We start from the raw sequence: 23,851 nt of genomic DNA on the forward strand, positions 1-23,851 counted from the left end.
AAACTGAGAAAAGCCGTGCTTGCCTGGCCGCTGCGGGTGACGGATGGAATCCGCTCTTCTTGGACGCTGCACTCGTCACGCAAGCCGCGTTTTTCAGGACGCGAAAAGCGGGTGACAGAGAAGGAAAGAAGGCATCAGGCTTAAAACAACGGCAAAATAATAGCAATCATTCTCATTACGGTGTGAGAATTTGCCAGGATTCAAGGTTTTATTCAGAAATCAATGCGACGCCATAGCTGTTTTGGCGTTTCCCATAGGGGGGAGGGCGCAGTTGAGGGGGCGGGGCTGGTGGGACTTGGAAGGGAGTAAACCTTGTCGGCTCCAGGCTGACGTACCTTAGGCTGAGGACTGACCGCCGGGGAGGGGCAGAAGGGAATAGGCTTTGCAGGCATAACCCCCCTACTACCCAATCTTATGGCTTATAGCGCTTTAATCGCACGTAAAGCGGCCACCCCCGCTTTTGCGGCCTGCGGATGAGGATGGGCACTGCATAGTTCGGCAATGGTCAGTAAATCGGCCCGAGGCCGTTTTTTGATTTCCTGCGCCAAGACTTCGCTTAAAAAGAAGTTGTCGGCGCTGGCCAGCCTTCTTAGCAAAGGAAAGTCTTGCAAGTCCAGGCTGGGAATGAGCGGGATAGCGATTTCTTCATGTTCATCGTTCCCGCACAAATGGGTGATGAAATTGCTCAAGCCCGTTTGATCAGGACACAAGGGTGTGTGTGATGGATGCAGCTCACTCAAGCAACAAGACCGTTCCAGCGCCTGTTGGGCTGCCGTCAGAAAGGCTGACAAAGACGGGAATACAATGCGGCTGTCGTCGTCGTGGGATAGGTAAAACACCTGCCCGGCCAGTGGGGATTTGCAGACCCAGACATGGTGACTGCTGGTATCGGGATCGTCCAGAATCAGACCGCCCAGGGCGTCCAGCGTGGGGTGGCCGCTGAACTGTTCACTGAAGGCTTGGGCCTGAACGAAGGGGAGCAAGTTTACTTCCTGATCGAAGCGCTCGGCATACAGGCCTTGTTCGACTTGTTTGAAGTAGTCGTCACATTCTGCTGTCAGGCTCATGTTGTGCGGCTCGCTTGAAAATGGATCGAGTCTTTATACCTGAACTGCCCATGGATGCGGTAAGAATTTCCATTAAACAGGCCCCGGCTACCAAGGTATCGGGGCCCGCCGTACTTTTCTGTTTGCTCAGGTGTTTTTAGAGCACCACAAACAGCAGCCAGACGACGACTGGGGCAATAACCGTGACGGCAGCACCGTACAGTAAAAGCTGACGGAAGAAGGCGTCACGCGACACTCCCTGAGCATTGGCCAGTACCAGTGCGCCGTTGGTGGAGAAGGGGCTGACGTCCACAATGGTGGAGGATACGGCCATGGCTGCAATAAAGCCCACCGGCTCCACGCCGCCATCGCCTTGCAAAAAGGGCACGGCCAGTGGAATCAGCGAACCCAGCACGGCGGTGGAAGAGGCGAAAGCCGACACGACCGCACCCACAAAAAGCAGCAGCAAGGCCGCCATCAAGGGAGAGGTCAGTTGGGCAACGCTATGGCCAACAAAATCAATCGTGCCCATGGATTCCATCACGCCCACATAGGTGCTGACACCCACAATCAGCATGATTTCAGGCCAGGACACTTGGCCCAGCGCGCGTTTTTGCAGATTGGGGGCCATCAAGGTCAGTACCAGACCGATGGTGATCGAGGTAAAGCCAATATCCTGTTTGAAAAACAAGGTCAGAACGGCCAGGATAAACAGGCCTGCCAGGGTCAAGACGCGATACCAGTGCGGGGCCTCGCTGGCACCATTGCCGGCTTCGACCAGGGCATCGGGACTTTTCCGGGCGGTCTTGCGCTCTTCGCCCAAGGCCTCGGCTTCAGCGTCGCCAAACACTTGCGGGCCACCCGAGCCATGGGCCACGCGGGCAACGTTTACGTCTGCTGAACTTAAGTCCACTTTCTGACGCATCAGCTTCAAACCACCCATCCACACGAACAGCAAAATGGACACGGCCAGGTTGATGCCCAGGCTGGCCATCATGGTGGCCATTTCATTCAAGGGCAAACCGGCGGTGCTGACCACACGGTTGGTGATGCCGCCATAAATACTGATCGGGGAGAAGCCGCCCCCTTGGGCGCCATGAATCACCAGCAAACCCATCAAGAGCGGGTTGATGCCGTACTGGCGGGCAAAGCCCAGCGCAATCGGGGCAATGATGGCAACGGCGGCCGGGCTGACGGCACCGACAGCGGTCAATGCGGCCGTGATCAGGAACATGATCCAGGGAATGGCGGCGATGCGGCCACGCACGGCTCGCACAGCCATGCTGACCAGCCAGTTGATCGTGCCATTGTTTTGAGCCAGCGCGAACAAATAGGTAATACCGGCCAGGGTCAGAAACAGGTCAGCCGGAAAGCCGCCCATGATTTCCTTGGCGCCCATGCCCGCCACCAGCGTACCCACCAGAAAAGCGCCTACAAAAGCAATCAGCCCCATATTGATGGGTAAGACAGTTGCCAGTACGAACATGCCTCCTAATACGGCAATGGATAGCCAATGCATATGTCTCGTCTCCTTGTAAGTGAACCTTTTGCAGGTTTCTGGAAACGACCCTATCAGTGGCGGTATGGGGCTATCAATAAAGCCCATGGTTGAATGATTACGCTAAACGTAATGATTAGTCAGGGACGCGGTGGTTGAGCTTTCATCTAGCACGCTCTTGTACTTGCACGGAACAGGCGCGGTTTTCAGGAAGTGGGGCAGCAGGAGTTGGGAATCGAGTGAGGGGCGTTGTGGCTAGGGTAGACAGAAGGGGGGATCAGATGGGTGTGAAGAGGCGCAGGCTGTGAAAGCGAGCTGTTTATGGCTGGCCCAGTTCAGCCAACAGTTCGCTGCTGTGAATTGTGCGCCCGAAGTGATGTTTCCACAGCTTGATACCCAGCTCGCTGGAGCGATCCAGGGACGAGCCGACCGTCAGATCCGTAATCAGAGTAGGGTGCAGCCCCGCATCAAACAAGGCAAAGCCTGCGGCCAGCACGCAGGTATCGGTTTGAATGCCGCAGACCAGAATGCGATCAGCCTGACATTGCTGCAAATACTCCATCGCCGCCGGGCTAGGGGCGTAGCCATGTTTGATGAAGATTTGCTTGGCATCGACCAGACAACGATCACTGCGCGGCGGACACCAACCCAACTGGCTGGAAAAGGGCGTTTGCGACTCGTCGTGCAGTTCAATCAAGGCTGCGCAAGGCAGGCGGGTGCTCAGGGCGTTAATACCTTCAATTAGCCACGGAGGTGGCGAAAAGCAGCTTTGCACATCGACAACAAGCAGGATCTGTCGCATTGCGGGAGTCTCAATAAGAGCGCATCAGCGATGCCAGACGGAGGTGGCCTGGGCAGTCTGAAGGGCCGTCAATCAAGCCCTTATTGAAACACGGAGTCAGGCTGTTGGGCGGGTCCAGGTCAGGCGTGCGCCGACGATAATGCCGAGCACCGCCAGCAAGGAGGTGGCCGACAAGGTGGACAGGCCGCTTAAACCCTGGCCGATGGTGCAGCCCAGGGCCAGCACGCCGCCTACACCCATTAAGGCTCCGCCTGCCATGGAGCGCAGCATGTGGCGGGGCGACTCAAAACCTTCCAGTTTCCAGTGGCGACGCAGCAGGGCGCTTAGCAAGGAACCGACCACTACACCCACCACGATCAGGATGGTGAAGCGTGGGCTCATGCCGGTGGAGATCATGGCGTATTGAATGCTTTCACCAATCGGGGCGACAAAGCTTAGCGAGCTGACGGGCAAGGGCTCGAAGGGATCATCGCCCAGCCAGCCCGTGGTCAGCCAGCCGGCCACAATCAGCAGTCCTATCAATGCTCCGGCCAGCAGGTCATTGAGGCGTTGGCCGTCCTGTCGGCGCCGCAAGGCAAAAGCGATCAGGGCGGCGACGATAAGGGCAATCACAATAGATCGGATGGGACCTTCAGACAGGGTGACCGCAGGCAGGGTGACGCTGGTGGCTTGGGCCACGCTGATGCGCAGCGGCGCCAGCAGGCCTGTCAAGGTGATGTAGGCGGTGATGCCTAAACAAAGCAGTACGACAAAAGAGCGCAGATTGCCTTGTCCTAACAGGACCAGAGCACGGGCGCCACAGCCATTGGCCAGGGTCATGCCTGCACCAAATAACACACCGCCAAGCGGCACCAGCAGCCAGGAAAAAGTAGGATTCAGATACAGGGCCTTGTCCAGACTGATCAGGCCATAGCCTGCGGCCAGTTGTGTTCCGGCCAGGGCCACGGCCAGCGCCAGGGCAAAGCCCTGAAGCTTGTAGCCGCTGCGCCCGGACCAGCGCTCGGTCAAGCCACGATAAAAGCAAAAACCACTGAGCTGGCCGCTAATGCCAAAGAGCAGGCCAATGGCCAAGCTGACCCACAGTACAAGTTCTGTATTCATCATGTGCGCTGCTTATTAGGACCGGGTTAGAACCACTTAGCCTTTGGTGCCCCAGATGTCACGACTGATTGCGGCATACCAGGCCTCGCCATACTGGGCTTCCTGTTTACGGAAGGCCGGGCTGGCTTCTTTGGGGCTGACCCCGCCGGACGCTTCAGCCAGCTTGTCATCGGCAAAGGCGTACAAGTGCCCCACGGAAATGCCATAGTCGGGGGCGATCAGACTGTAGCAGGTATTGCTTAGCGTAGCCTGGGGCGCAGGCTTGCCGCTTAAGGCATTAATGATGGAAGTCGCTGCCAGCTTGGCCTGTGTATTGGCCGAGAAACCCGACTTGGGCATGGGCGAGGCAATGGTGGCATCGCCCACCACATAGATGTCCTTGACCTGCTCGGACTCGAAGGTATGCGGGTCAATGGGCACCCAGCCACTGGCGTTGGTGACACCGGCCTGCTCGGCAATGGCTCCGGCTTTTTGAGGTGGGATGACGTTCAGCACATCGGCCTTGTGGATTTCGCCAAACTCGGTCTCTACGCTTAGTTTGACGGCATCCACCCGGGCCACTTTGCCGTCTTTGGAAAAGGGCACCCATTCGATCATGTCGCCGTAGACCTGTTTCCAGCCGTCCTGGAACAGGCCTTGTTTGGAAAAGCCGTCTTTGGCATCCAGAATCAGAATCTTGGATTTGGGTTTGTGCTGTTTGAAGTAGTGAGCCACCATGCTGGCGCGCTCGTACGGGCCGGGCGGGCAGCGGAAGGGATTTTCGGGGGCCACCATAATGAAGGTGCCGCCATTGGGCATGGCATCGAGCTGGCTTTTCAGCAAACGGGTTTGATCGCCCGCTTTCCAGGCGTGCGGGGCCAGCAAGGAGGCGGCCTGGTCATAGCCTTCCAGCGTGTTCCAGCGAAAATCAATACCGGGCGAGAGCAGCAGCTTGTCGTAAGACAGCTTCTGGCTTTTGGCCAGGGTCACGGTCTTGGCTTGGGAGTCGACGGCGGTGGCCAGGTCGTGAATGACCTCAATCCCGGCGGCGCGCAAATCGTCAAAGCCGTGGCCTTGCTGTTCAAAACGGCGCAAGCCGGCCAGATACAGATTGGTGAAAGGGCAGGTGTAGAAAGTGGTGGCCGGTTCAATCAAGGTCACTTTCAGGGATGGATCACCGCGCTTCAAGTAGCGGGCAGCCGTTGCACCGCCAAAGCCGCCACCGACCACAATCACATGGGCCGAACTGCTGCGTGCGTACACGGGCAAGGTGCTCAGGGCCAGGCCAGCCACACTGGTTTTACCGACACGGCTCAGCCATTGGCGACGAGAGGAGTTCAAGGGGGTGCTCATGCTTAACGTCCTTGCGCAACGCTGCGTGGGGTAGAAGGAATTTCAGAGAAATGACGTGCCAGGGCCTCCAGGTCTGTGTCCTGGTAGCCTTTGACCAGACGACTCATGATGGTGGTGCCTGCCGGGGGCGTGTCCGAGGCAAAGGCGCGCAACTGTTCCAGCAAGGTGGCTTCGGGACGGCCTGCCAACGAAGGAATGAGGGTTGTGGAACGCCCATCTGGGCCGTGACAGTTCGCACAGGAGCTGGCCACCGTTTTGATGTCCAGTGTGGAACTGGCCCAGGCCGGCGCGGCGGCGCTGCTGGCCGCTAACAAGGCGGGGGCAATAAGGAGACGACCTACCAGAGAGAGGGACATGGGCATGCTTCTTGTCAATGTGCTTCGTTGTAGGAAAGGACGCCAGCGTAGCATTACCGTTAAGCCCACCCTGTATGACTATATAGAGCGCTGTTATGAACTCAGCGCCCGGTAGGGGCGCTGAATGGGGCAGGTCAGGGCGTCTGGCAGCAAGTGGCCCGCAGTCAGCCGCTGATGCTCAGCGCAGTCTGGCCCGTAATGACGGCGCCTTGATCGTCCGTCCAGCTCATTTCCAGAGCCCCGGAGTGCCGCGCGACAAAGGTGAATTCAATGTACGGGTTTTGGGAGATCGCTGTTTCTGGAAACCAGTTGAACAAGGGCTCGCCGTTCAAGGTGGCCTTGAATTCGTGGATGATGTTGCGTGGCACAACCTGGCCGTCTTTACTTAAGCGCAGGCCACTTTCCATGCGGTGTTCGACCAGGGCGCGCACGCGCACCATTTCGCCCGCCTTGGGCGTGGCATTGCTGATCCAGATACGTGGTTTACTCATGAGTACCCCTTGTTTACATGCCGCAACCGCCAGCCGTCACGGTAATGTGATGCTGGGCGCTTAGGACACGGCCATCGTTCAAGCGAGCCAAGGCGCGGATGGTTTGGGTTTCAATCAGGCGCAGGCGAACGGCAACTTCCGTTGTTCCGGCCAGGGCCGTGAAGTTGAAACGGCAGGCCAGCGGGTGCGGGTTGCCCTGGGCCAGAATAATCAGCTCCTGGCAGTACACATCGTCGCTTGCTGGCAAGTCCAGCACCACTTTGACCGGCACAGCGGCGGGGTTGTCGCCCAGAGCGGGCATCTCCAGCTTCATGCCTTTTTCTTCTGGGCTGGCGCCTTTCAGGAACTCGTCCACAATGGCTTGCACCTGGGCTGCAGTGGCTGGTTTCAGCAATTGATCAAAGGCGACTTGCGCATGCAAATTGATGGGTAGCCAGGCGGCGCCCAGCCCGGCCGCACTGCCCAGCAAAAGCTGGCGGCGGCGGACAAAACGGGAAGGAAGTTTAGAGGAAGTCATTGAAACGGCTCTGGATCCACTGGAAGTCTTCTTGAACAAGGTCGGGGGTACGGACATCCATATCAATCTGCGTTTGCAGAACCTTGCCGCTTGCGTCGAGTTCGTATTCAAACTTGACCGAGATTTCCTCTTGCGGATCCCCGTTGACCATCATGTAGCACAGGTTGTCGGGTAGGACGGGTACCACTTCCTTGCCCGCGATACGTTCGGCCAGATTCTGGGAAACGATCTTGGCCACCGCGTGCGCCACGTGGGCGCTCTTGGGATAGTGGCCGAACTGGTCGGAAATAAAGCCCATGGAGTCCCCGACCACGTAAACATGGTCGTCGTCACGGGCGGTGAACAGGCGTGGGTCAATATTGGCCCAGCCTGTGGGTTTGCCGTCAGGCCCCGTGCCGACCAAACCTGCATTCCAGACCATATCGGCGGCCTGGTGCGGGGGCATCAGCACGGCGTCGTCAAAATCAAAGTCGCCGGCGGTGGTTTTGACGTGTTTCTTGAAGGGATCAACCTCTCGCACTCGGGCATTGGGCACGTGGGTGATGATGTCCGGATACAACTCCTGGAAGGCCGCGCGGTAGCCTTCGCCAATGGGGGCGATGGTGGGTTTGGGATCCAGAATAATGATCTTGCCCGGAATCTTGTTGGTCTTGATATGCCAGGCCATCAAACAGGCCCGTTCGTAGGGTGAGGGCGGGCAGCGATGGGGCGGCGGGGGCAGCGTCATCACAATGGTGCCCCCCTTGAAGGCTTTGAGCTTGTTCTTTAAGGCAAACATCTCGGCATTCGGGATGTAGGCATTGGGGAAGTGTTGGCGTGTGTATTCTGCCGCGTAGGTGTCATTGCCGAACCAGGCATCGTAGGCATTGCGTATGCCGCCCGACAGGATCAGGTAATCGTATTCCAGCGCGCCCTGGGTGGTGCGCACGGTTTTCTTGTCGCGTTCGATGGCGGTGACTTCGGCGTGCACCAGGCTGTAACCGTACTTGATGGACGGCGCCAGCATGTCGTGGTTCAGAAAGTCGGTGTTGACGATGTCAATCAGCCACTTGTTACTCATGGGGCCGGACCAGAACGTGGGGTTGCGCTCGATCAGTACCACTTGCGCCTGCGGCACCAGTTTGGACAGGTATTTGGCGGCTGTCATGCCACCCCAACCGCCGCCACAAATGACAATGCGCGGGCCTTTGGTGTGGCGTGGCAGGATTTGGCTGGTGTTGGTGATGATGGCGGGGGCAGAGAGGCTGGTGGAGGGCAGAACCAGCGTTCCAAGTGCGGCGGCTGGGGTGGCCAGCAGGAAGTTTCTACGATTCATTGTATGTTCCTCGTGATCATGACATGACACACGTCAATCAGGATAAGTGGACCGCTTTGTGCGAGCCAGTATAGCCAAGAGTGCTGGGGATGCGTGGGGTTTTTTGCCGGGCGATGCCGCTGGAACGGGAGTCAAACACCGGTCAGGAGCGGCGAAGCGGCGGTGCTTATTTAGGGGAGGGGCGGGTCATCAAGGCAGGCTGCCCAAGGGCCGGCTACGCTGGTTTGTGGGTAAGGGTTAACGCTTAAAAACGCTCAGGAAACAACAGAAAAGCCGGATTTTTTGGATTTAAAAGTAACGGAGCTATCTTTGTGGACAAAATCAGAGGATAGTTCTGGGAGGGAAAATTATTTTCTCTGTTCGTTATTACATTTAGGACTTATTTTGAAGACAGAAATTGGTATTGTGAAGTGGTTCAACAGCGAAAAAGGCTTCGGATTCATCGTGCCGGAGAACGGCGGCAAGGATCTCTTCGCACACCACAGTGAAATTCAGGGAACCGGGTTCAAAACTCTGGAAGAGAACCAACGCGTTTCCTTCATCGAAGGTGCAGGCCAAAAAGGCCCATGCGCAACTAAAATCCAAATTCTTTGATGATGGGCTTGCCTGAACAGGCAAGCACCGCGTCAAACTGAAAAGGCCGGACCCTTTATGGGCTCCGGCCTTTTTTTGTCGCCGGGCCGTCCCAAGGCTCGGCGCCCCCGGCGAAACCTCCCCCTCGGGGATGAGCCTGGACACACAGCAGTCCATTGCGGACTGCTGTGTGCCTAGCGAATCCGAGCGGCATACAAGCCGCGAGGTGGAGCGCAAGTCGAAGGCGCAGCGTGGGGGCTTTTTTTGTTTCACGATGACTCCAGTACCGCAATTCGCTGGACTACGCCAAGGCTCGATACAGTAGGTTTATCAAAGACTTAGGCGAGTTCAATATATGCCGGTGCTTTCCGAAACTTGACCCGGCTTCCCCTCGCGTGGCTCCCATGCGGCTCTTGGAAACCGGGCTTTCCGAGGAGTCATCATGGCGAAAATCAAGCTCACCAAGTCCGCAGTCGATGCGGCACAACCTCAAGACAAGGCTATCGAACTGCGGGACACCGTGGTGCCTGGCTTCCTATGCAAGATCACCCCAGCGGGCCGCAAGGTGTTCATGCTCCAGTACCGCACGAACGCCGGCGAGCGCCGCAAGCCCGCGCTGGGCCAATACGGGGAACTGACCGTCGATCAGGCACGCACGATGGCGCAGGAGTGGCTGGCCGAGGTGCGCAAGGGCGGCGACCCCAGCGCGGCCAAGAACGCTGCCCGCAAGGCACCGACCATGAAGGAGTTCTGCCACACCTTCATGGAGGATTACTCCAAGCAGCGCAACAAGCCTAGCACGCAGCGTGGCTATCAGGGCGTTATTGACCGTTGCATCGTCCCGATCATGGGCCGGATGAAGGTGCAGGACGTAACGCGCCCGGACGTGGCCGCGCTGATGAAGAAGCTGGCCTACAAGCAGGCCGAGGCCAACCGCACCTTTGGCGTGCTGCGCAAGATGTTCAACCTGGCCGAAGTGTGGGGGCTGCGCCCTGATGGGACGAATCCATGCCGCCACGTCCCTATGTACCCACCCGGCAAGGAAACCCGGCTTATCGTGGACGATGAACTGGTGCGGATCTTCCGCCAGTTGGAGACGCTGGAAGCCGAAGGACTGGAAAACTACGTCATCCCGCTGGCGATCCGCCTGCAATTCGAGTTCGCCGCCCGTCGCTCCGAAATTTGCCCGCTCGAATGGGCGTGGGTTGATCTGGAAAAGCGCCGCGTCGTCTGGCCCGACAGCAAGACCGGCGGCATTTCCAAGCCCATGAGCGAGGAAGCCTATCGGCTACTGTCCACAGCGCCGCGCCGGGAGGGCTGCCCCTACGTCCTGCCGTCACCCAACGACCCGGCCCGGCACATGACTCACGGCGAACACTACGGCGGCTGGACGCGCGTGCTCAAGGCCGCTGGCGTGCCACACGTTGGTACGCACGGCATCCGCCACCGAGCGACCACCGACATTGCCAACTCGGGCGTGCCGACTAAGGTGGGCATGAAGCTCACAGGTCACAAGACCGTGGCGATGTTTATGCACTATGTTCATACCGAGGACAAGCCGGTGCGGGATGCGGCCGAACTGGTGGCAAATCGGCGGCTGGCGATTACCGGGGCATCCCGTTCTATGGAGGTGACAGCATGACAAGGAAGACGCATGCGGCAACGCGGAAACCTGCGGCCTTACCGGCTGGCTATGCCGGCATCCACGGCGGCATCGTGGAGCTGCTGGATGCGGCGCGCCAGGCGGCTGCGCGCAGTGTCAACGCGCTGATGACGGCCAGCTATTGGGAGATTGGCCGACGGATCGTCGAAGCCGAGCAGAAAGGGAGGCGGCGGGCCGGTTACGGCGAGCAGTTGATGGCGCGCTTGTCCGCCGACCTGACAGCGCGATTTGGGCGTGGTTTCAGTCCGGACAACCTGGAGAACATGCGGCGCTTCTTCGTCGCCTACCCCCTTGAGGCAATTTCCGAGACACTGTCTCGGAAATCTGGAGACGGACTGCCCATCGAGAATTCCGAGACGGTGTCTCGGAAATTCGACCTCTCCGAACTGGCCCAGGTCTTCACCTTGCCGTGGTCGGCCTATGTCCGGCTGTTGTCGGTCAAGGATGACCATGCTCGCCGGTTCTACGAGGCCGAGGCGCTGCGCGGCGGCTGGAGCGTGCGCCAGCTAGACCGGCAGATTGGCAGCCAGTTCTACGAACGCACGGCCTTGTCCAAGGACAAGGCGGCGATGCTGGTCAAGGGTTCGGTGGCCAAGCCCGAGGATGCCGTCACGCCCAACGACGCGATCAAAGATCCGTATGTGCTGGAATTCCTCGACCTCAAGGACGAATATTCGGAATCCGACCTGGAAGCGGCCTTGATCCAGCGGCTAGAAGACTTCCTGCTGGAACTCGGGGAAGGCTTCACGTTCGTCGGGCGGCAACGTCGGTTGCGCATCGACCAGACTTGGTATCGGGTCGATCTGCTGTTCTTCCATCGCAAGCTGCGCTGCCTGGTCATCATTGACTTGAAGCTGGGCAGCCTGACCCATGCCGATGTGGGACAGATGCATATGTACTGCAACTATGCCAAGGAGCACTGGGCTTACCCGGATGAAAATCCGCCGGTGGGCTTGATCCTGTGTGCCGACAAGGGCCATGCCCTGGCCCGGTATGCGCTGGATGGTTTGCCGAACAAGGTAATGGCGGCGAACTACCGCACTGTGCTGCCTGATGCAGAGTTGCTGCAAAAGGAATTGGAGAACACGCGGCGGCTGCTCGAATCTCGCGGAACGCTGTCCCTCAAGGACGACAAGCAGTAGTCGTGCGTCCCGGCGTTCCGCCTTCGGACTCGCGAGCTGCCCTCTGTGCTTCTTGCCGAATCACAGCCATTCGGCGCTGATTCCTGACGCCTTCGGCCTGGATCGTTGATCCGGGCCTGCGCGTGCTGCGCACTTGCTAACAGCGGGTGTGTGGCTGAGTGGGGTGTAGGCGGTCTTGCTGTTCCCTTCACCGTATCACGGCGTTCTCGCCGTCAATGACTGCGCGTGCTCGCACGCTTGCGGCCTGTCGGCCGTCTTCGATCCCTGACCGCTTGCGCTGCGCCGTGCTGGCCACGGTTCCGGGCAATTCCGCCCGAGCAACCGGAGCACGATCATGTCGCAACTGTCCTTTTCCTCGTTCGATGACGCTTTGCTGGTGCGTGACGCCCAAGGGCGCTACATGCCGGCATCGGTGGATCAAATTCTCGAAGCGGCGCGCCAGGCCATCGAACTGAAGATGCAGCGTGGTGCTGAGTTCACTTCCCCGGCGCTGGTCAAGGAGTACCTGCGCAACAAGTTGGCAGGCTTCGAGCATGAGGTATTCGCGGTGCTGTTCTTGGATACGCGCCATCGGCTGATCGAGTACCGAGAGATGTTCCACGGCACCATCGACAGTGCATCGGTGTATCCGCGTGAAGTGGTCAAGGAGGCGCTGCGGCTCAATGCGGCGGCGGTAATCCTGGCGCACAACCATCCGAGTGGGAGTCCTGAGCCAAGTACATCCGACCGGACCCTGACCCAACGACTCAAGGAGGCGCTGGCGTTGGTAGATGTCCGTATTGTGGATCACATCATCGCGGCAGGCACCAGTACCGTGTCGTTTGCGGAGCGTGGGGCGCTATAAACACTGGGGAGATAGTTTCTCCCCAATCACACATTTCCTTCGGTAAAGTAGCGAAGATAAAGATCGCTGCCAAGTTGATTCCACTGACTGGATTTGTATTTGGAAAAATCAAATTCGGATATTTTCCCGAAACGACTCTTATAGGCTTCCAGCCCTCTTTCATCGCCATTTTCCAAAATTAGCCTCAGGCATTTTAAAAATCCATTAATTGCAGTCGGCGTTAGTATTTTGTTTTCATGGCCTATGCTCCAGCCGGCCGGGAAAGATATTTTTATGGAATTCAAAAGAGAATTTATCTCATCCACACAAAAGTCGATATAGCTTTCCAAGTAATCGCGATTTTTTTGCAGCAGAATTTCATCTTTCTTGCTGCTTTCAGGCCACGCGGTAAACAGTGAGTCTCCGCCATCCTTTTTTATTAGCGGCTTTAATCCATAGCTAACAATAGATGACACCTTTAGCTTTTTCGCGTCATCAAAAACATGCTCTTCGAGTTTGTCCTTTAAGGCTCCTTTTCGGGCCAATTTTATGAGGATTGCTTTAGCAATGGCAGTTACAGAGAACGGGTTGACGATAAGTTCTATTTCTTGCGTAAGAACAGATTTGACTTTTGTTTGCTTGCTGTTTATCTCGAGAAATAACTTTGCCTCAAAAAGGATGCGATCATCCTCCGAGGTTCCTTCTGGATATATTATCCCAGTGACCAGTAGATTTTGCTTGCTACGCAGCTTTCCTATTTGAGCATCAAAGGTGTCAATTCCTTCGTGATACGAATAAACCCTATGTTGGCCATCAATTAGACCGACAACATTATATTCATCCGGGAGGGATATGTTTACAGGTTTAACTTTCGACTGCTCATCTTTTGTGAGTTGATTGGAGTTATTAATATCGTTGATTTTTGTTGTCGGCGGGAGCGTTGCAATGATATTGCCGAGATAAACCCTTTTGTTCTCCGATAAATATTTCCTCATCAGCTTTATTTTAGGCATATCCAGAATCCGCTGATAGGAAAGATTTGGAGCTATCCAGCCATTTTTTCTAAGAACAAAACTTTTTTTAAGCAAAGAGGCCGGATCTACGTAGAATGATATTACTTTGTATCCAGTAGGATAGCTGCTATTTGCCTCTGGAAGAAGAAATCCGTTGTAGGAACTTATTGAACCAGAGTTTCCTCCGGATAACTTGGCTGCCCCTAATTCTGAATATGAAACATTCATGAATTTTAGCAATTCGTATTTTGCAGAGACGGAAATATTTTTAACTAGCGAATGAAAGTAATTCGTGAGTGCGCGCTCTACAACTTGAATGCCCACGCGACTTGCGCTTTCGACATGCTCTGAGTCAACGGAGTTCATGCTGAAATAAAGAACTCTCAGAACATAGTCCTCTGGCTCGTAATTTTTTTCATCGAAGTATTCAGAAAAATCTGAAAGATTTTCTTTTAGGCACTTGACGAGGTCGATTTTATTTTTGATAGCTAGATCAAAAATAATTTGCTTGCCAGCCAAGTGTGTGCCAGGGGATACTGTGCAGGTGTCTTCAACTATGGCTATTACATTTTCGTACACGAAAACACCGTCCAGTTCCGTAGTTCTGGATCCGGTTTTAGTTTCTAGCGTGAACTCTTTATTTTCAGACGCGATAAATTTGAAGCCGGATCCTGTAAATATTTCCTTTGCCGAGGTACGGAATTTTTTCTCTTCTCTTTTTTTCTTCGCCGTAGCTCTAGCCTGAGCCTTTTGCTCGGCGGTCATTTTCTTTCTTGGCTTTTTGGTGCCAACTTTTGTAGCCGCTCTCATTTTGAACTCCTGTAGATCTCTTCGTTTACACTCACCGCGATTGAACTAAATATAAACCCGTCAACAACCTTATTTTTTTGAGAGAATGTTGTTTTATATTGGTGCGTGTTTGTGGCGGTGTAAACAAACAGCTCGGAGTCAGGAAGATTATCTATAAATTCTTTGATGTTTTCTTGTACTGAAAAATCGGCTGAAATTCCAAACTTTGACAATGGAGGCACGTTTGTGATTTCTTCAATTTTCTCTATTATTTCAGAGTGTGGCTTGTCGCTCAGCATGACATATTTTGCTGAGGCTATTTCATTTTTTCCAGACAATTCTTTTCTAGAGCGTTCTATCCATATTTTTGAGATACCTATTCCATAGGATTTTAGTTTTTTTGAAAGAACCCGCCCGTATTTCAGAATGCGAAGGTCAATTATTTTCTCTTTAAACAATTCTTCATCCATAGAGTTCTTGGATGCTGCATACAAACCTAGTTTTGATTTTAGGTTATCCTTGAGATAGGATTCAAACATCCTGATGTACTCTGGGTTCAACTCGAATCCATAATACTTTCTAAGCATGAATGCTGCTTGCGCAGGAACTGTTCCAGAGCCAGAGAATGGGTCAAAAACTGTGTCCCCTTCATCTGTGGTTAGCGTTATTATCCGCCTAACCAAATCTTCAGGGAGAGGGCAGAAATGGCGAATATAACCATCTCCCCAGGAGCCCTGCGTGGGGATGCTGAATTCCCATATTTCCTCCAAGCTTTTGCCGCTAGGGCTGTACCGCTCTGGGTAGCGTATCCACCACTCTTTTAAATCTTTTATTTCCCTTGTGCGCTCGGAGTAATATTTAAAGTCTTGGCCTTTTGAGAAAAAAAGTACATACTCAAATATCTTTCTTGTGGTGCCTTTTTTGCTCCATGGAACTGTTTTGTCTTTTTTCCAGATAATTATGTCTTGCAGCTTCCATCCAGCAGCGCTTACTTCTCTAGCAAAATCGAATGGCAAAGGAACTACTGCCCCGTCTCGCTTGAAGGTGTCGATGATTACCCAGAGCGAGCCGGAATCCTTGGTCGCATCATAGATGTTTTTGAAAATCCCTTTGAGATCTTTTAGGTATGTCTCGTAGCTTTGACCAAAACCTATTTGATCTGAATGTCCATAATCCTTCATGTCGAAATATGGGGGGGATGTGATGGTGACATCCAAGGACGACGGCTTTATTCTTTTCTTCAAATTTCTAGCATCATCTAAAAAAACTTTGGACATCGCTTATTCTCAGTTCTATTGCGCTTTTGTTCGCGCGAAATTATGTATCACCTAGAGTGTTTGCCAAGACCTATGGCGGCTCAATGCTTAGGTGTTGCCGTGATTTTCTTGCAAGATAGATCGCACTTGTTCGTTGACTTGATGAAGTCCATTTTCAATATCACTTTCATCAAAATAGCAAAGCGCTAAAAGTGAAATCGGGTGGATTTCTAAAACTTCACACAACTCTTCCAATTTCTTCAGCGTCGGACTTTTCAGCCCTCGTTCCAACGAACTCAAATAGGTGCGACTAGATACGTTCGAGAAGGCTTCTTGGCTGAGGCCGCGTGCTTTCCGTATCCGCCGTAATGCCTCGGGCAAAGATGGCTTGGCCGTCATGCTGGACTTCCCCAAAATTTAAGATAGCAGCTCATTGCGCCCTATAGGGCTACAGCCAATAGGGCTCATTCTATGGGATTTTTGGTATTCATGCCTCACAAAAAGGCGTATCAGCGGATTTCTTTTAAAGACCAGGCCATGATCCGTGTCGTTCCTGACTGGCGTACACGCACATTCGTATCTCTACGCATCTGCGGATGCGTGGACTTGTTCACGTGTGCATCCACACGAAAGCACAGATGCGCTTCGGCGGGTTGTGTCCATTCGGGCAAGAAGCGGGGCTATGGCCCCGCTCATCAGCGCCGCCGCCCGCGCATGCCTGCTGATCAACTGCCAGCCTAGTGCTGCTGGATAGGGCTTGGCCCACTGCCCCTGGTGCGCCTGTTCACCCCGGATGCGCATGTCACCTGGCTGCTGGCCTCACTCGATCCAGCCGATGGCGATACCGCCCACGGTTTGATCGACCTGGGGATTGGCATGCCTGCACTGGGAACGGTGAAGCTGTCCGACCTGGCCGCCATCGTCGGGCCGCGCCAGCAGCCCGTGATGAGGAATTGCTACTTCCAGCCGGTGCGGCGGCTGTCGGAATACCTGCGACTGGCCGAAGACAACGGCTCGATCACCAATTGAGCGCCACCGCGAAGCGGGGCGCACTATGTCTATTTCGGTCTGGTCTGTGACCCGTTCGGTCTGAGTCGGCAGTCTTGCACCGTAGCGGTGCGTGCCCGATCGAAACGGTCATGATGCCTGGCGCGGGCTGCGGCAAGCTGACCGACGCGGCATGCCATTGGAGTGCGTTGCCGCCGTCGCATTCGGACGATTTCAGCAACGCATCGGAGTCCATCGGTCTTGACACTGCCAGTTTACGCTTCACCCATAACGTTTTGACGATGGCCTCGTAGCACGCCGTTTCGCTTTGGCGACGCATCCCCAGCACAGGGAGGTTGCCTCATGGCTGATCGCAGTGCCGAGCCGTGGTATGCCACGGCGGCTTATCTCTACGTTCTGCACCTGGATGGCCCGGCGCTGGCCTGGGAGTATCTGCGCCGCCATCCCGACTACCGGCGCGACTGGCTGCACCATCGTCGCCAACCGGGTGCTGCCGAGCGCTGGGGGCTGCGTCTGCTGGAAAATCCCGCCCTGGATTCGCGCGACGCACATCCGGCCTGGTTTCCCGATCACGATGCCGTGGTGCAGCTTTACCCGGATGCCGACCCGCCGCCCGAGGCCCATGCCTTCGAGTTCTGGCGTGTTCCTGGCCGCAAGCAACTTATCCACGACGGCAAGCGCCTGGTGCTGGTGTCACACTGGCCGGGCTGCTGCTTGCGGGTCGCGCTCGGGCCGGGCCTGGAAGACGGCATGGCCTACCTGTACGCGACCCGCGCCTGCGCGATGCCCTGCGTTCGCTATCGCACGCTCGTGGCCGAGCTGGATGCCTTGGCCGCCGCCACGGTTGCCGCGCCTGCGGCGGCGGCCCGTTCCCGGCCTACGCCCGGCGCGGTGCTGGAGCTGCACACCTTGCAGGCGCTCGACGCGACCCTGGCGGGCGCGTCCTTGCGCGAAGTCGCCGAAGGGTTGTTCGGCGTGGATGCGGTCGCGGCCGACTGGCACAAGGACAGCGCCTTGCGCGCCCGCGTGCGGCGGCTGGTGCGCCGTGGTGAGGCGCTGATGCGCGGCGGCTATCGCCGCCTGGCACAGCTTCCGCTGCTGCCGTTGTAGCAGGGGGACGTTTCGCGTCCCTCGCAGATCGTCCCTTAGCAAGCAGCCTCGCTTTCTCGAAAGTGCCTCTATCCGGCCGCGTGGTGCGGCCGGGCTTGATGGAGGTTCATCCTATGCGACCTGCTCCCTTGCGGCCTGCCGCCGCTGCTGCCGCTGCGCCTGCGCAGCCCCAACGCTACCTGACCAACGACGAAGCCGCCGAGTACCTGCGCCTTTCGCCGCGCACGCTGGAGAAACAGCGCGTGGTCGGCGGCGGCCCGAAGTTCCGCAAGTTCGGCCGGCGCGTCATGTACGCGGTGTCCGACCTCGATGCCTGGGCCGACCAGCGCAGCTACGAGGCGACGTCCGACCCGGAATATGCCGAACGCCACGCGGGCGACTACCGTGACGGCCGCTGATCGCTGGCGCGTGGGTGGCCGTCGCCATGTCCAGCCCGCCAGGGCAAGCCTTGCCGCAGCGCGAACAGCTCGACCTGTTCCGCGCGCTGCCGGGCGACATGGCACCCCGCGACAGCCAGGACTTGATGGCCTTTCCGTTCTTCTCGCTCTCCAAGTCGCGGCGCATCGCGCCGATCGACTTCCGCGCCGGCGGCATCACCATCCGCGTGGAAGGCACGCAAGAGCATGGCATAGCGACCATTTGGGATGCGGACGTTTTGATATGGGCCGCCTCGCAGATCGTGGAGGCGCGCGACGCGGGCATCCGCCCGTCGCGCTGGATACGCGCCACCCCCTACGAGATCCTGCGCTTCATCGGACGCAGCACGTCGCTCAACGACTACCTGCGGCTGAAAGCCGCGCTCGACCGGCTGCAATCGACCACGGTGGCCACGTCCATCCGCGAAACCACGGGAAGGCGATTGCATCGCTTCTCGTGGATCAACGAGTGGAAGGAACTGGCCGATGCCAGTGGCGTTCCGCTGGGCATCGAACTGATCCTGCCGGACTGGTTCTATGCTGGCGTGCTCGATGCCGCCCTGGTGCTGACCATCGACCCGGCCTATTTCCGCTTGAAGGGCGGCATCGAACGCTGGCTGTACCGCCTGGTGCGCAAGCACGGCGGCAAGCAGCCGGGCGGCTGGCAATTCGACTTCCGGCACCTGCACCGCAAGTCGGGCAGCGCTGCGCGCTTCTCCGACTTCGCCTACGACCTGCGCGTCCTGGTGGCGCGGCAGTCGCTGCCCGGCTACGTCCTGGGCATCGAGCGGATGCTGGACGACGGGATGGAGCTGCTGACCTTCCGGCCCGTGCTGCACACGGCACGGGGATAACTGCGGGAAAAGGTGTGGACGGCCTCGTGCTATCAGGAGTACCGGGTATCGTGCTATCGGGAGTACGCCTATCGTGCTATCAGGAGTACGAAAACGCCGGAAATCCAATAACGGCGCGGGTTTGCGTCCCCTCTAACTTCCCTAACAAGAAATACATAACTTTTAGTAGAAGCGCGCCGTTTCGGTGGACAACCGGGAAACGGCACGGCGAACAGCGTTTTGCACGGCAGGCAAAGCCCGGCTTTCCAGCAGGGAGGGCCGCGCCATGATCCTCGCTCTGCTTAACCAGAAAGGCGGCGTCGGCAAGACCACGCTCGCCACGCACATCGCGGGCGAACTGGCGATGCGCGGCCAGCATGTCGTCCTGCTCGATGCCGACCCACAGGGGTCATCGCTGGACTGGACGCAGCGCAGAAGCCTGCAAGGCTTGCCACGGCTGTTCAGCGCCGTGGGCCTCGCACGCGAAACGCTGCATCAGGAAGCGCCAGAACTCGCCAGGCGGGCCGATCACGTCATCATCGACGGGCCGCCACGCATCGCCGCCTTGGCGCGCTCCGCGCTGCTGGCGGCCGAGCGCGTGCTGATCCCGGTGCAACCCAGCCCCTACGACCTCTGGGCCAGCTCGGAAATGGTTTCGCTGATCCGCGAAGCGCAGGTGTTCCGGCCTGCGCTGCGCGCGGCCTTCGTCATCAATCGGCGCGTCAGTACCACCATCATCGGCCGCGAGGCGCGGCAATCGCTCGCCGAACAGCCGCTGCCTACGCTGAACTCGGAAGTGCATCAGCGCATCGTCTTCGCCGACAGCGTGGCCGCTGGCCGGCTCGCACGCGAGACAGCGCCCGACAGCGCCGCCGCCCGTGAAATCACCGCCCTGGTGGACGAACTGCTGCGGTGGCCGATATGACTGCGAAGCAGCCACCCAACAGCAAACGCACGGGCAAACGCGTCGGCATCGGCGCACGTCCGCCCGCGAATCCGCACGCCGAAGCGTGGATTCGCCAGGGCGATGCCGATGCGCTGGGCAAAGGCGACCTCTACACCGCGCGCCTGACCCTGGACATTACGCCCGCCATGCGGGCGCGCATCAAGGTGTCGGCCTTCACGCAAGGCGTGACCGTGGCCGACCTGCTGCGCGTTCTGCTGGAGCGGGAGTTTCCGCCGGAGAACACACCATGACCGCATCCGCTTTGCCTGCCGCGAACGCTGCACCGGCTGCGCCGTTGAATGCGCTTTCGGCACTCGCCGGACAGGCCGGCAACGTGCCGCTGACGCGCGTTTCGCTGGCCTACCTCGAACATCGCTTCAAGCTCTACCTGCGCTTCGGCGAACCGGCGCGCACGCTCCAGCTCGACCGCTGGCGGCGCTGCGCGGTGTTCCTTCCGGGCGCGATGCTCTGCCGCATCCGCTGGCAGGCCAACGACTACGGCACGATCCGCTGGCAGCTCATGGTGATGCAGGCTTGCACACCGCTGGACGCGGCGCAGCGCATCCCCGGCGTGCAGCCGGGCGCGCGCCTGCTGCTGCACACCGAAGGCGATGCCAACGTGCGCGCCGTGCTGGAACGCATCGACGGCATCGAGGCGCTGGGCATCGCCGCCATCGACGTGTCGCCCGCGTACTGGCGCACGCTGGGCAACCGTCTTGCGGCTCGCCTTGCGCTGCCCGAATACACCGCCGAGCGGCATACCGCCTGGCTGGCCGGGAAGGTGCTGCCATGACGGCCCCGATCACCACGGCCAACGCGCCCGCCGTGCCGCCGCGTCCTCGCTCGCGCCTGCGCGCTCGCATCGTCGTGGCAACACTGGCCGCCATCGGCTTCGCTGCGCTGGCCTGGGCGGCTCTCGTGTCGCCGCTGCCGCGCCTGACCTACAACCCGTCCGACAGCGTGGCGGTCGGCTGGTATCGCATCGACCCGCTCGACCCGCGCACCGCCTCGCTGCCACGTCCCTTGTCCGTGGATAGCATCGTGCTGGTGCCGCTGCCGGCCACGGCTGCCACACTCGCTGCGCAGCGCGGCTACTTGCCGACGCGCGTGCCGCTGCTCAAACGTGTGGGCGCGGTGGCGCCGCAACACGTCTGCATCGTCGCCGGTCAGGTGCGCATCGACGGCGTGCCTTCGGCCGCCGTGCTGCCTGCTGATCGGCTGGGCCGGCCGCTGCCATCTTGGCCGCAATGCCGGCAGCTTCGCCCTGGCGAACTGTTCCTGCTCAGTGTGACCAATCCGGCGTCCTTCGACAGTCGGTATTTCGGCCCGGTCAGCGCATCCGCCGTGATCGGCGTTGCGCGCCCGATCTGGCTGGAGAAACGCCCATGATGGCCGCCGACTCGCTGCGCTTCGGCGTGCCATCGGGCATGTCGATCCACTGGCTGCTGCCGTGTCGCCGCGCCTGCCGTGCCGGTGCATTCGCACCGCACGTCGCGTTGCATCCGGCGCAGCCGTCCAACGTGCAGGCGTCCTGCCTCGAACGCGCCCGGCCTACGGCCATCGCCGCGTTCGCCGGCGCGCTGGCTGCTCACGCAGCAGCGCCGCCGGGCCGCCGGTGCCTGGAGCGTCAGCGGAAGGCAAAGGCGGAAGGCAAGACAAAAGGACGCAGCACCGGGCCGCGTCGAAAGCCTGTCTGCACATGGGGGTGGCACGGCACGGAGCGGCTTTGCCGCCGTGCCGCGTTCGGCGCGAAGGTCGCGCCAATGCAGGCATGTCCGCGTGCTTCGCACGACAGGACACGCCAGAGCTTGCAGGGAGAGCAGCCATGACCGACCGCCGCGACGACGATTTCCGCGTGCGCCCCAGCGCACCGAAGAACCGGGGCAAGGGCCAGGGCCAGAGCTTCGTTTCCAAGGTGCTCAAGCAGGCTGGCAAGGCCAGCGGCGGCAAGTCCTCGATGCGCCATTCCGCAGCCGGCGGCAGCGGCGCACGCGCCGGCCAGCGCCCCGGTTCAAGGCTTGGGCGCGGCCACACGGCGGCGCGTTTCGCGGGCGCGAAGCTGACGCCCATGTCGCGGCGCGTGACCATCAAGACCCTGCTGGTCAACCAGCGCAATGCCAGCCTGCAATCGCTCGCCAAGCATTTGCGCTACATCGAGCGCGACGGCGCCGGCCGCGATGGCGAACCGGGCCGGGCCTACGGGCCGCAGACCGACGAAGCCGACCTCGATGCCTTCAAGGAGCGGGCCGCCGACGACCGGCACCATTTCCGCTTCATCGTCTCGCCCGAGGACGGGGCCGAGCTGGACGACCTGCGCACCTACACCCGGCATCTGGTGAACCGGATGGAAGCCGATCTGGGGACGCGGCTGGATTGGGTGGCGGTGGATCACTGGAACACCGACAACCCGCACACCCACCTGATCGTGCTCGGGCGCGACGACACCGGAAAAGACCTCATCATCGCCGGCGACTACATCGCCCACGGCTTCCGCCATCGGGCCGCCGAGCTGGCGACCGAATGGCTGGGGCGGCGCACCGAGCTGGAGATCCAGCAGACCTTGCAGCGCGAGGTGGAACAGGAGCGGTGGACAAGCTTGGATCGCACGCTGCAACGTGAAGCCGGCGAGGACGGCCGGGTGCAGATCGAGCGTTTCAACGAATCCCGGCTGCAACGCCGGCGCCTGCTGCTGATCGGCCGCCTGCAACGCTTGCAGCGCATGGGTTTGGCCGACGAGACGCAGCCCGGCACCTGGGCCGTCCATGTGGACGCGGAGAAGACCTTGCGCGCCCTGGGCGAGCGCGGCGACATCATCCGCACCATGCAGCGGGCGATGAGCGGCCAGCCGCGCGAACTGGAGGTATTCGAGCCGGGCAAGGATGGCCGCACTGTCATCGGTCGCGTGGCCGGCAAGGGGTTGGCCGACGAGCTGCACGACCGCGGCTATCTGGTCATCGACGGTGTGGACGGCAAGGCCCACTACGTCGCCTTGAACGCCCGCGACGAGCTGGCGAACTATCCCGCCGGTGCGGTGGTGGAAGTGCGTGGTTCCGCCGACGTGCGGGCGGCCGACAAGAACGTCGCTGGGCTGGCGAGCGGTGGCCTGTATCGCGCCGACCATCACCTTGCCATCGAGCAAAGCCGAGCCATGCCCGGCCGCGACCCGCAGGAGGTCGTCGCAGCCCATGTTCACCGGCTGGAAGCCCTGCGCCGTGCCGGCATCGTGGAGCGAGTGGCCGATGGCTTATGGAAAGTGCCGGACGACCTGGCCGAGCGTGGCCGCCAGTACGATGCGCAGCGCCTGGGCGGTGTCGCCGTGGAACTCAAATCGTACCTGCCGATTGAGCGGCAGGCGTGCGTGATCGGTGCGACCTGGCTGGATCAGCAGTTGATCAGCGGCGGCAAGGGATTGGGCGACCTGGGCTTTGGCGGCGAGGTGAAGAACACCCTGCAACAGCGCGGGGAGTTCCTCGCTGAGCAGGGGCTGGCCGAGCGGCGCGGGCAGCGCGTGATCCTCGCCCGTAACCTGTTGGGCACGCTGCGCAATCGGGAACTGGCGCAGGCTGCAAAGGACATTGCCGCCGATACCGGTTTGGAGCATCGGCCCGTCGCCGACGGTCAGCGTGTGGCCGGCATCTACCGGCGCTCGGTCATGCTTGCCAGCGGTCGCTACGCGATGCTCGATGACGGCATGGGGTTCAGCTTGGTGCCCTGGCGGCCGGTGATCGAACAGCGACTGGGGCAGCAACTCGCCGCGACGGTGCGCGGCGGTGGCGTGTCTTGGAACTTGGGCCGCAGCCCGAGTGTTTTGTAGAGCTGAA

General features: G+C 59.0%; 26 protein-coding genes and 1 pseudogene. 14 read left to right on the plus strand and 13 right to left on the minus strand.

Annotation, left to right across the window (positions count from 1 at the left end):
- Positions 1–419: 419 nt before the first annotated feature.
- The 9 genes from AB7E06_RS12170 to AB7E06_RS12210 all read right to left on the minus strand — a co-directional run bounded on the left by AB7E06_RS12170 (position 420) and on the right by AB7E06_RS12210 (position 8,458).
- Complete coding sequence (locus AB7E06_RS12170) at positions 420–1,067, minus strand: hypothetical protein (protein WP_406611846.1); 648 nt, start codon at positions 1,065–1,067, stop codon at positions 420–422.
- Between the two features lie 136 nt (positions 1,068–1,203).
- Complete coding sequence (locus tag AB7E06_RS12175; RefSeq protein WP_406611847.1) at positions 1,204–2,565, minus strand: SLC13 family permease; 1,362 nt, start codon at positions 2,563–2,565, stop codon at positions 1,204–1,206.
- 298 nt (positions 2,566–2,863) lie between these two features.
- Positions 2,864–3,346 (minus strand): isochorismatase family protein, encoded by a 483-nt coding sequence (locus AB7E06_RS12180; RefSeq protein WP_406611848.1) that lies wholly within the window; start codon positions 3,344–3,346, stop codon positions 2,864–2,866.
- Between the two features lie 96 nt (positions 3,347–3,442).
- The gene (locus AB7E06_RS12185; protein WP_427957143.1) at positions 3,443–4,450 is read right to left on the minus strand and encodes a YeeE/YedE family protein; all 1,008 of its coding nucleotides are present in this window, start codon (positions 4,448–4,450) and stop codon (positions 3,443–3,445) included.
- Between the two features lie 33 nt (positions 4,451–4,483).
- Positions 4,484–5,779, minus strand: coding sequence for an FCSD flavin-binding domain-containing protein (locus AB7E06_RS12190; RefSeq protein ID WP_395029912.1), 1,296 nt, complete (start codon positions 5,777–5,779; stop codon positions 4,484–4,486).
- Between the two features lie 2 nt (positions 5,780–5,781).
- Complete coding sequence (locus AB7E06_RS12195; protein ID WP_249461781.1) at positions 5,782–6,135, minus strand: c-type cytochrome; 354 nt, start codon at positions 6,133–6,135, stop codon at positions 5,782–5,784.
- Positions 6,136–6,299: 164 nt separating this feature from the next.
- Positions 6,300–6,626 carry a thiosulfate oxidation carrier complex protein SoxZ gene (gene soxZ, locus AB7E06_RS12200; RefSeq protein WP_094196179.1) on the minus strand — a complete coding sequence of 109 codons (327 nt, stop codon included), beginning with the start codon at positions 6,624–6,626 and terminating at the stop codon, positions 6,300–6,302.
- A 13-nt stretch (positions 6,627–6,639) separates the two neighbouring features.
- Positions 6,640–7,143, minus strand: coding sequence for a thiosulfate oxidation carrier protein SoxY (locus AB7E06_RS12205; protein ID WP_094196180.1), 504 nt, complete (start codon positions 7,141–7,143; stop codon positions 6,640–6,642).
- Positions 7,130–8,458, minus strand: coding sequence for an FAD-dependent oxidoreductase (locus AB7E06_RS12210; RefSeq protein WP_395029913.1), 1,329 nt, complete (start codon positions 8,456–8,458; stop codon positions 7,130–7,132). The genes AB7E06_RS12205 and AB7E06_RS12210 overlap by 14 nt, the downstream gene beginning before the upstream one ends.
- A gap of 384 nt (positions 8,459–8,842) precedes the next feature.
- Here AB7E06_RS12210 and AB7E06_RS12215 point away from each other — a divergent pair, with 384 nt between their 5' ends.
- The 3 genes from AB7E06_RS12215 (at position 8,843) to AB7E06_RS12225 (ending at position 11,836) form a co-directional block, all read left to right on the plus strand.
- Complete coding sequence (locus tag AB7E06_RS12215) at positions 8,843–9,052, plus strand: cold-shock protein (RefSeq protein WP_009461028.1); 210 nt, start codon at positions 8,843–8,845, stop codon at positions 9,050–9,052.
- A gap of 421 nt (positions 9,053–9,473) precedes the next feature.
- Entirely contained in the window at positions 9,474–10,673 is a 1,200-nt protein-coding gene (locus AB7E06_RS12220; protein ID WP_395029914.1) for a tyrosine-type recombinase/integrase, read from the plus strand.
- The gene (locus tag AB7E06_RS12225) at positions 10,670–11,836 is read left to right on the plus strand and encodes a PDDEXK nuclease domain-containing protein (protein ID WP_395029915.1); all 1,167 of its coding nucleotides are present in this window, start codon (positions 10,670–10,672) and stop codon (positions 11,834–11,836) included. The genes AB7E06_RS12220 and AB7E06_RS12225 overlap by 4 nt, the downstream gene beginning before the upstream one ends.
- Before the next feature lie 187 nt (positions 11,837–12,023).
- Here the strand turns inward: AB7E06_RS12225 and AB7E06_RS12230 are convergent, their stop codons facing one another.
- Positions 12,024–12,179 (minus strand): hypothetical protein, encoded by a 156-nt coding sequence (locus AB7E06_RS12230; RefSeq protein WP_427957147.1) that lies wholly within the window; start codon positions 12,177–12,179, stop codon positions 12,024–12,026.
- Between AB7E06_RS12230 and radC the strand changes: the two genes are divergently transcribed.
- Positions 12,171–12,680, plus strand: coding sequence for a RadC family protein (gene radC, locus AB7E06_RS12235; protein WP_180701085.1), 510 nt, complete (start codon positions 12,171–12,173; stop codon positions 12,678–12,680). The genes AB7E06_RS12230 and radC overlap by 9 nt on opposite strands.
- 26 nt (positions 12,681–12,706) lie before the next feature.
- Here the strand turns inward: radC and AB7E06_RS12240 are convergent, their stop codons facing one another.
- The 3 genes from AB7E06_RS12240 to AB7E06_RS12250 all read right to left on the minus strand — a co-directional run bounded on the left by AB7E06_RS12240 (position 12,707) and on the right by AB7E06_RS12250 (position 16,116).
- Positions 12,707–14,482 (minus strand): DGQHR domain-containing protein, encoded by a 1,776-nt coding sequence (locus tag AB7E06_RS12240; RefSeq protein WP_395029916.1) that lies wholly within the window; start codon positions 14,480–14,482, stop codon positions 12,707–12,709.
- Positions 14,479–15,738, minus strand: a complete 1,260-nt coding sequence (locus tag AB7E06_RS12245) for a DNA methyltransferase (RefSeq protein ID WP_395029917.1) — start codon at positions 15,736–15,738, stop codon at positions 14,479–14,481. Before AB7E06_RS12245 ends, AB7E06_RS12240 begins: the two co-directional genes overlap by 4 nt.
- 87 nt (positions 15,739–15,825) lie before the next feature.
- Positions 15,826–16,116: a helix-turn-helix domain-containing protein gene (locus AB7E06_RS12250; RefSeq protein WP_180701082.1), complete on the minus strand. Its 291-nt coding sequence runs from the start codon at positions 16,114–16,116 to the stop codon at positions 15,826–15,828.
- Between the two features lie 283 nt (positions 16,117–16,399).
- Between AB7E06_RS12250 and AB7E06_RS12255 the strand changes: the two are divergent.
- The 10 genes and pseudogenes from AB7E06_RS12255 (at position 16,400) to AB7E06_RS12300 (ending at position 23,844) form a co-directional block, all read left to right on the plus strand.
- Positions 16,400–16,746 (plus strand): annotated as a pseudogene (locus tag AB7E06_RS12255) (DUF2958 domain-containing protein).
- Between the two features lie 321 nt (positions 16,747–17,067).
- Positions 17,068–17,835, plus strand: a complete 768-nt coding sequence (locus tag AB7E06_RS12260; RefSeq protein WP_395029918.1) for a DUF2285 domain-containing protein — start codon at positions 17,068–17,070, stop codon at positions 17,833–17,835.
- A gap of 113 nt (positions 17,836–17,948) precedes the next feature.
- Positions 17,949–18,233, plus strand: a complete 285-nt coding sequence (locus AB7E06_RS12265; RefSeq protein WP_183018174.1) for a helix-turn-helix domain-containing protein — start codon at positions 17,949–17,951, stop codon at positions 18,231–18,233.
- Positions 18,234–18,259: 26 nt separating this feature from the next.
- Positions 18,260–19,105, plus strand: coding sequence for a replication initiator protein A (locus AB7E06_RS12270; protein WP_382430610.1), 846 nt, complete (start codon positions 18,260–18,262; stop codon positions 19,103–19,105).
- Between the two features lie 265 nt (positions 19,106–19,370).
- The gene (gene parA, locus AB7E06_RS12275; RefSeq protein ID WP_395029919.1) at positions 19,371–20,009 is read left to right on the plus strand and encodes a ParA family partition ATPase; all 639 of its coding nucleotides are present in this window, start codon (positions 19,371–19,373) and stop codon (positions 20,007–20,009) included.
- Positions 20,006–20,281 (plus strand): chromosome partitioning protein ParB, encoded by a 276-nt coding sequence (locus tag AB7E06_RS12280; RefSeq protein ID WP_395029920.1) that lies wholly within the window; start codon positions 20,006–20,008, stop codon positions 20,279–20,281. The genes parA and AB7E06_RS12280 overlap by 4 nt, the downstream gene beginning before the upstream one ends.
- Entirely contained in the window at positions 20,278–20,823 is a 546-nt protein-coding gene (locus AB7E06_RS12285; protein ID WP_395029921.1) for a DUF2840 domain-containing protein, read from the plus strand. The genes AB7E06_RS12280 and AB7E06_RS12285 overlap by 4 nt, the downstream gene beginning before the upstream one ends.
- Positions 20,820–21,419 carry a S26 family signal peptidase gene (locus tag AB7E06_RS12290; RefSeq protein ID WP_395029922.1) on the plus strand — a complete coding sequence of 200 codons (600 nt, stop codon included), beginning with the start codon at positions 20,820–20,822 and terminating at the stop codon, positions 21,417–21,419. The genes AB7E06_RS12285 and AB7E06_RS12290 overlap by 4 nt, the downstream gene beginning before the upstream one ends.
- Positions 21,416–21,859, plus strand: a complete 444-nt coding sequence (locus tag AB7E06_RS12295; RefSeq protein WP_395029923.1) for a hypothetical protein — start codon at positions 21,416–21,418, stop codon at positions 21,857–21,859. Before AB7E06_RS12290 ends, AB7E06_RS12295 begins: the two co-directional genes overlap by 4 nt.
- A complete protein-coding gene (locus AB7E06_RS12300; RefSeq protein ID WP_395029924.1) occupies positions 21,856–23,844 on the plus strand; it encodes a DUF3363 domain-containing protein in 1,989 nt (662 codons plus the stop codon). The genes AB7E06_RS12295 and AB7E06_RS12300 overlap by 4 nt, the downstream gene beginning before the upstream one ends.
- Positions 23,845–23,851 lie beyond the last annotated feature (7 nt).

It is taken from the genome of Alcaligenes sp. (genome assembly GCF_050255915.1).
Lineage (GTDB): Bacteria > Pseudomonadota > Gammaproteobacteria > Burkholderiales > Burkholderiaceae_B > Alcaligenes > Alcaligenes aquatilis.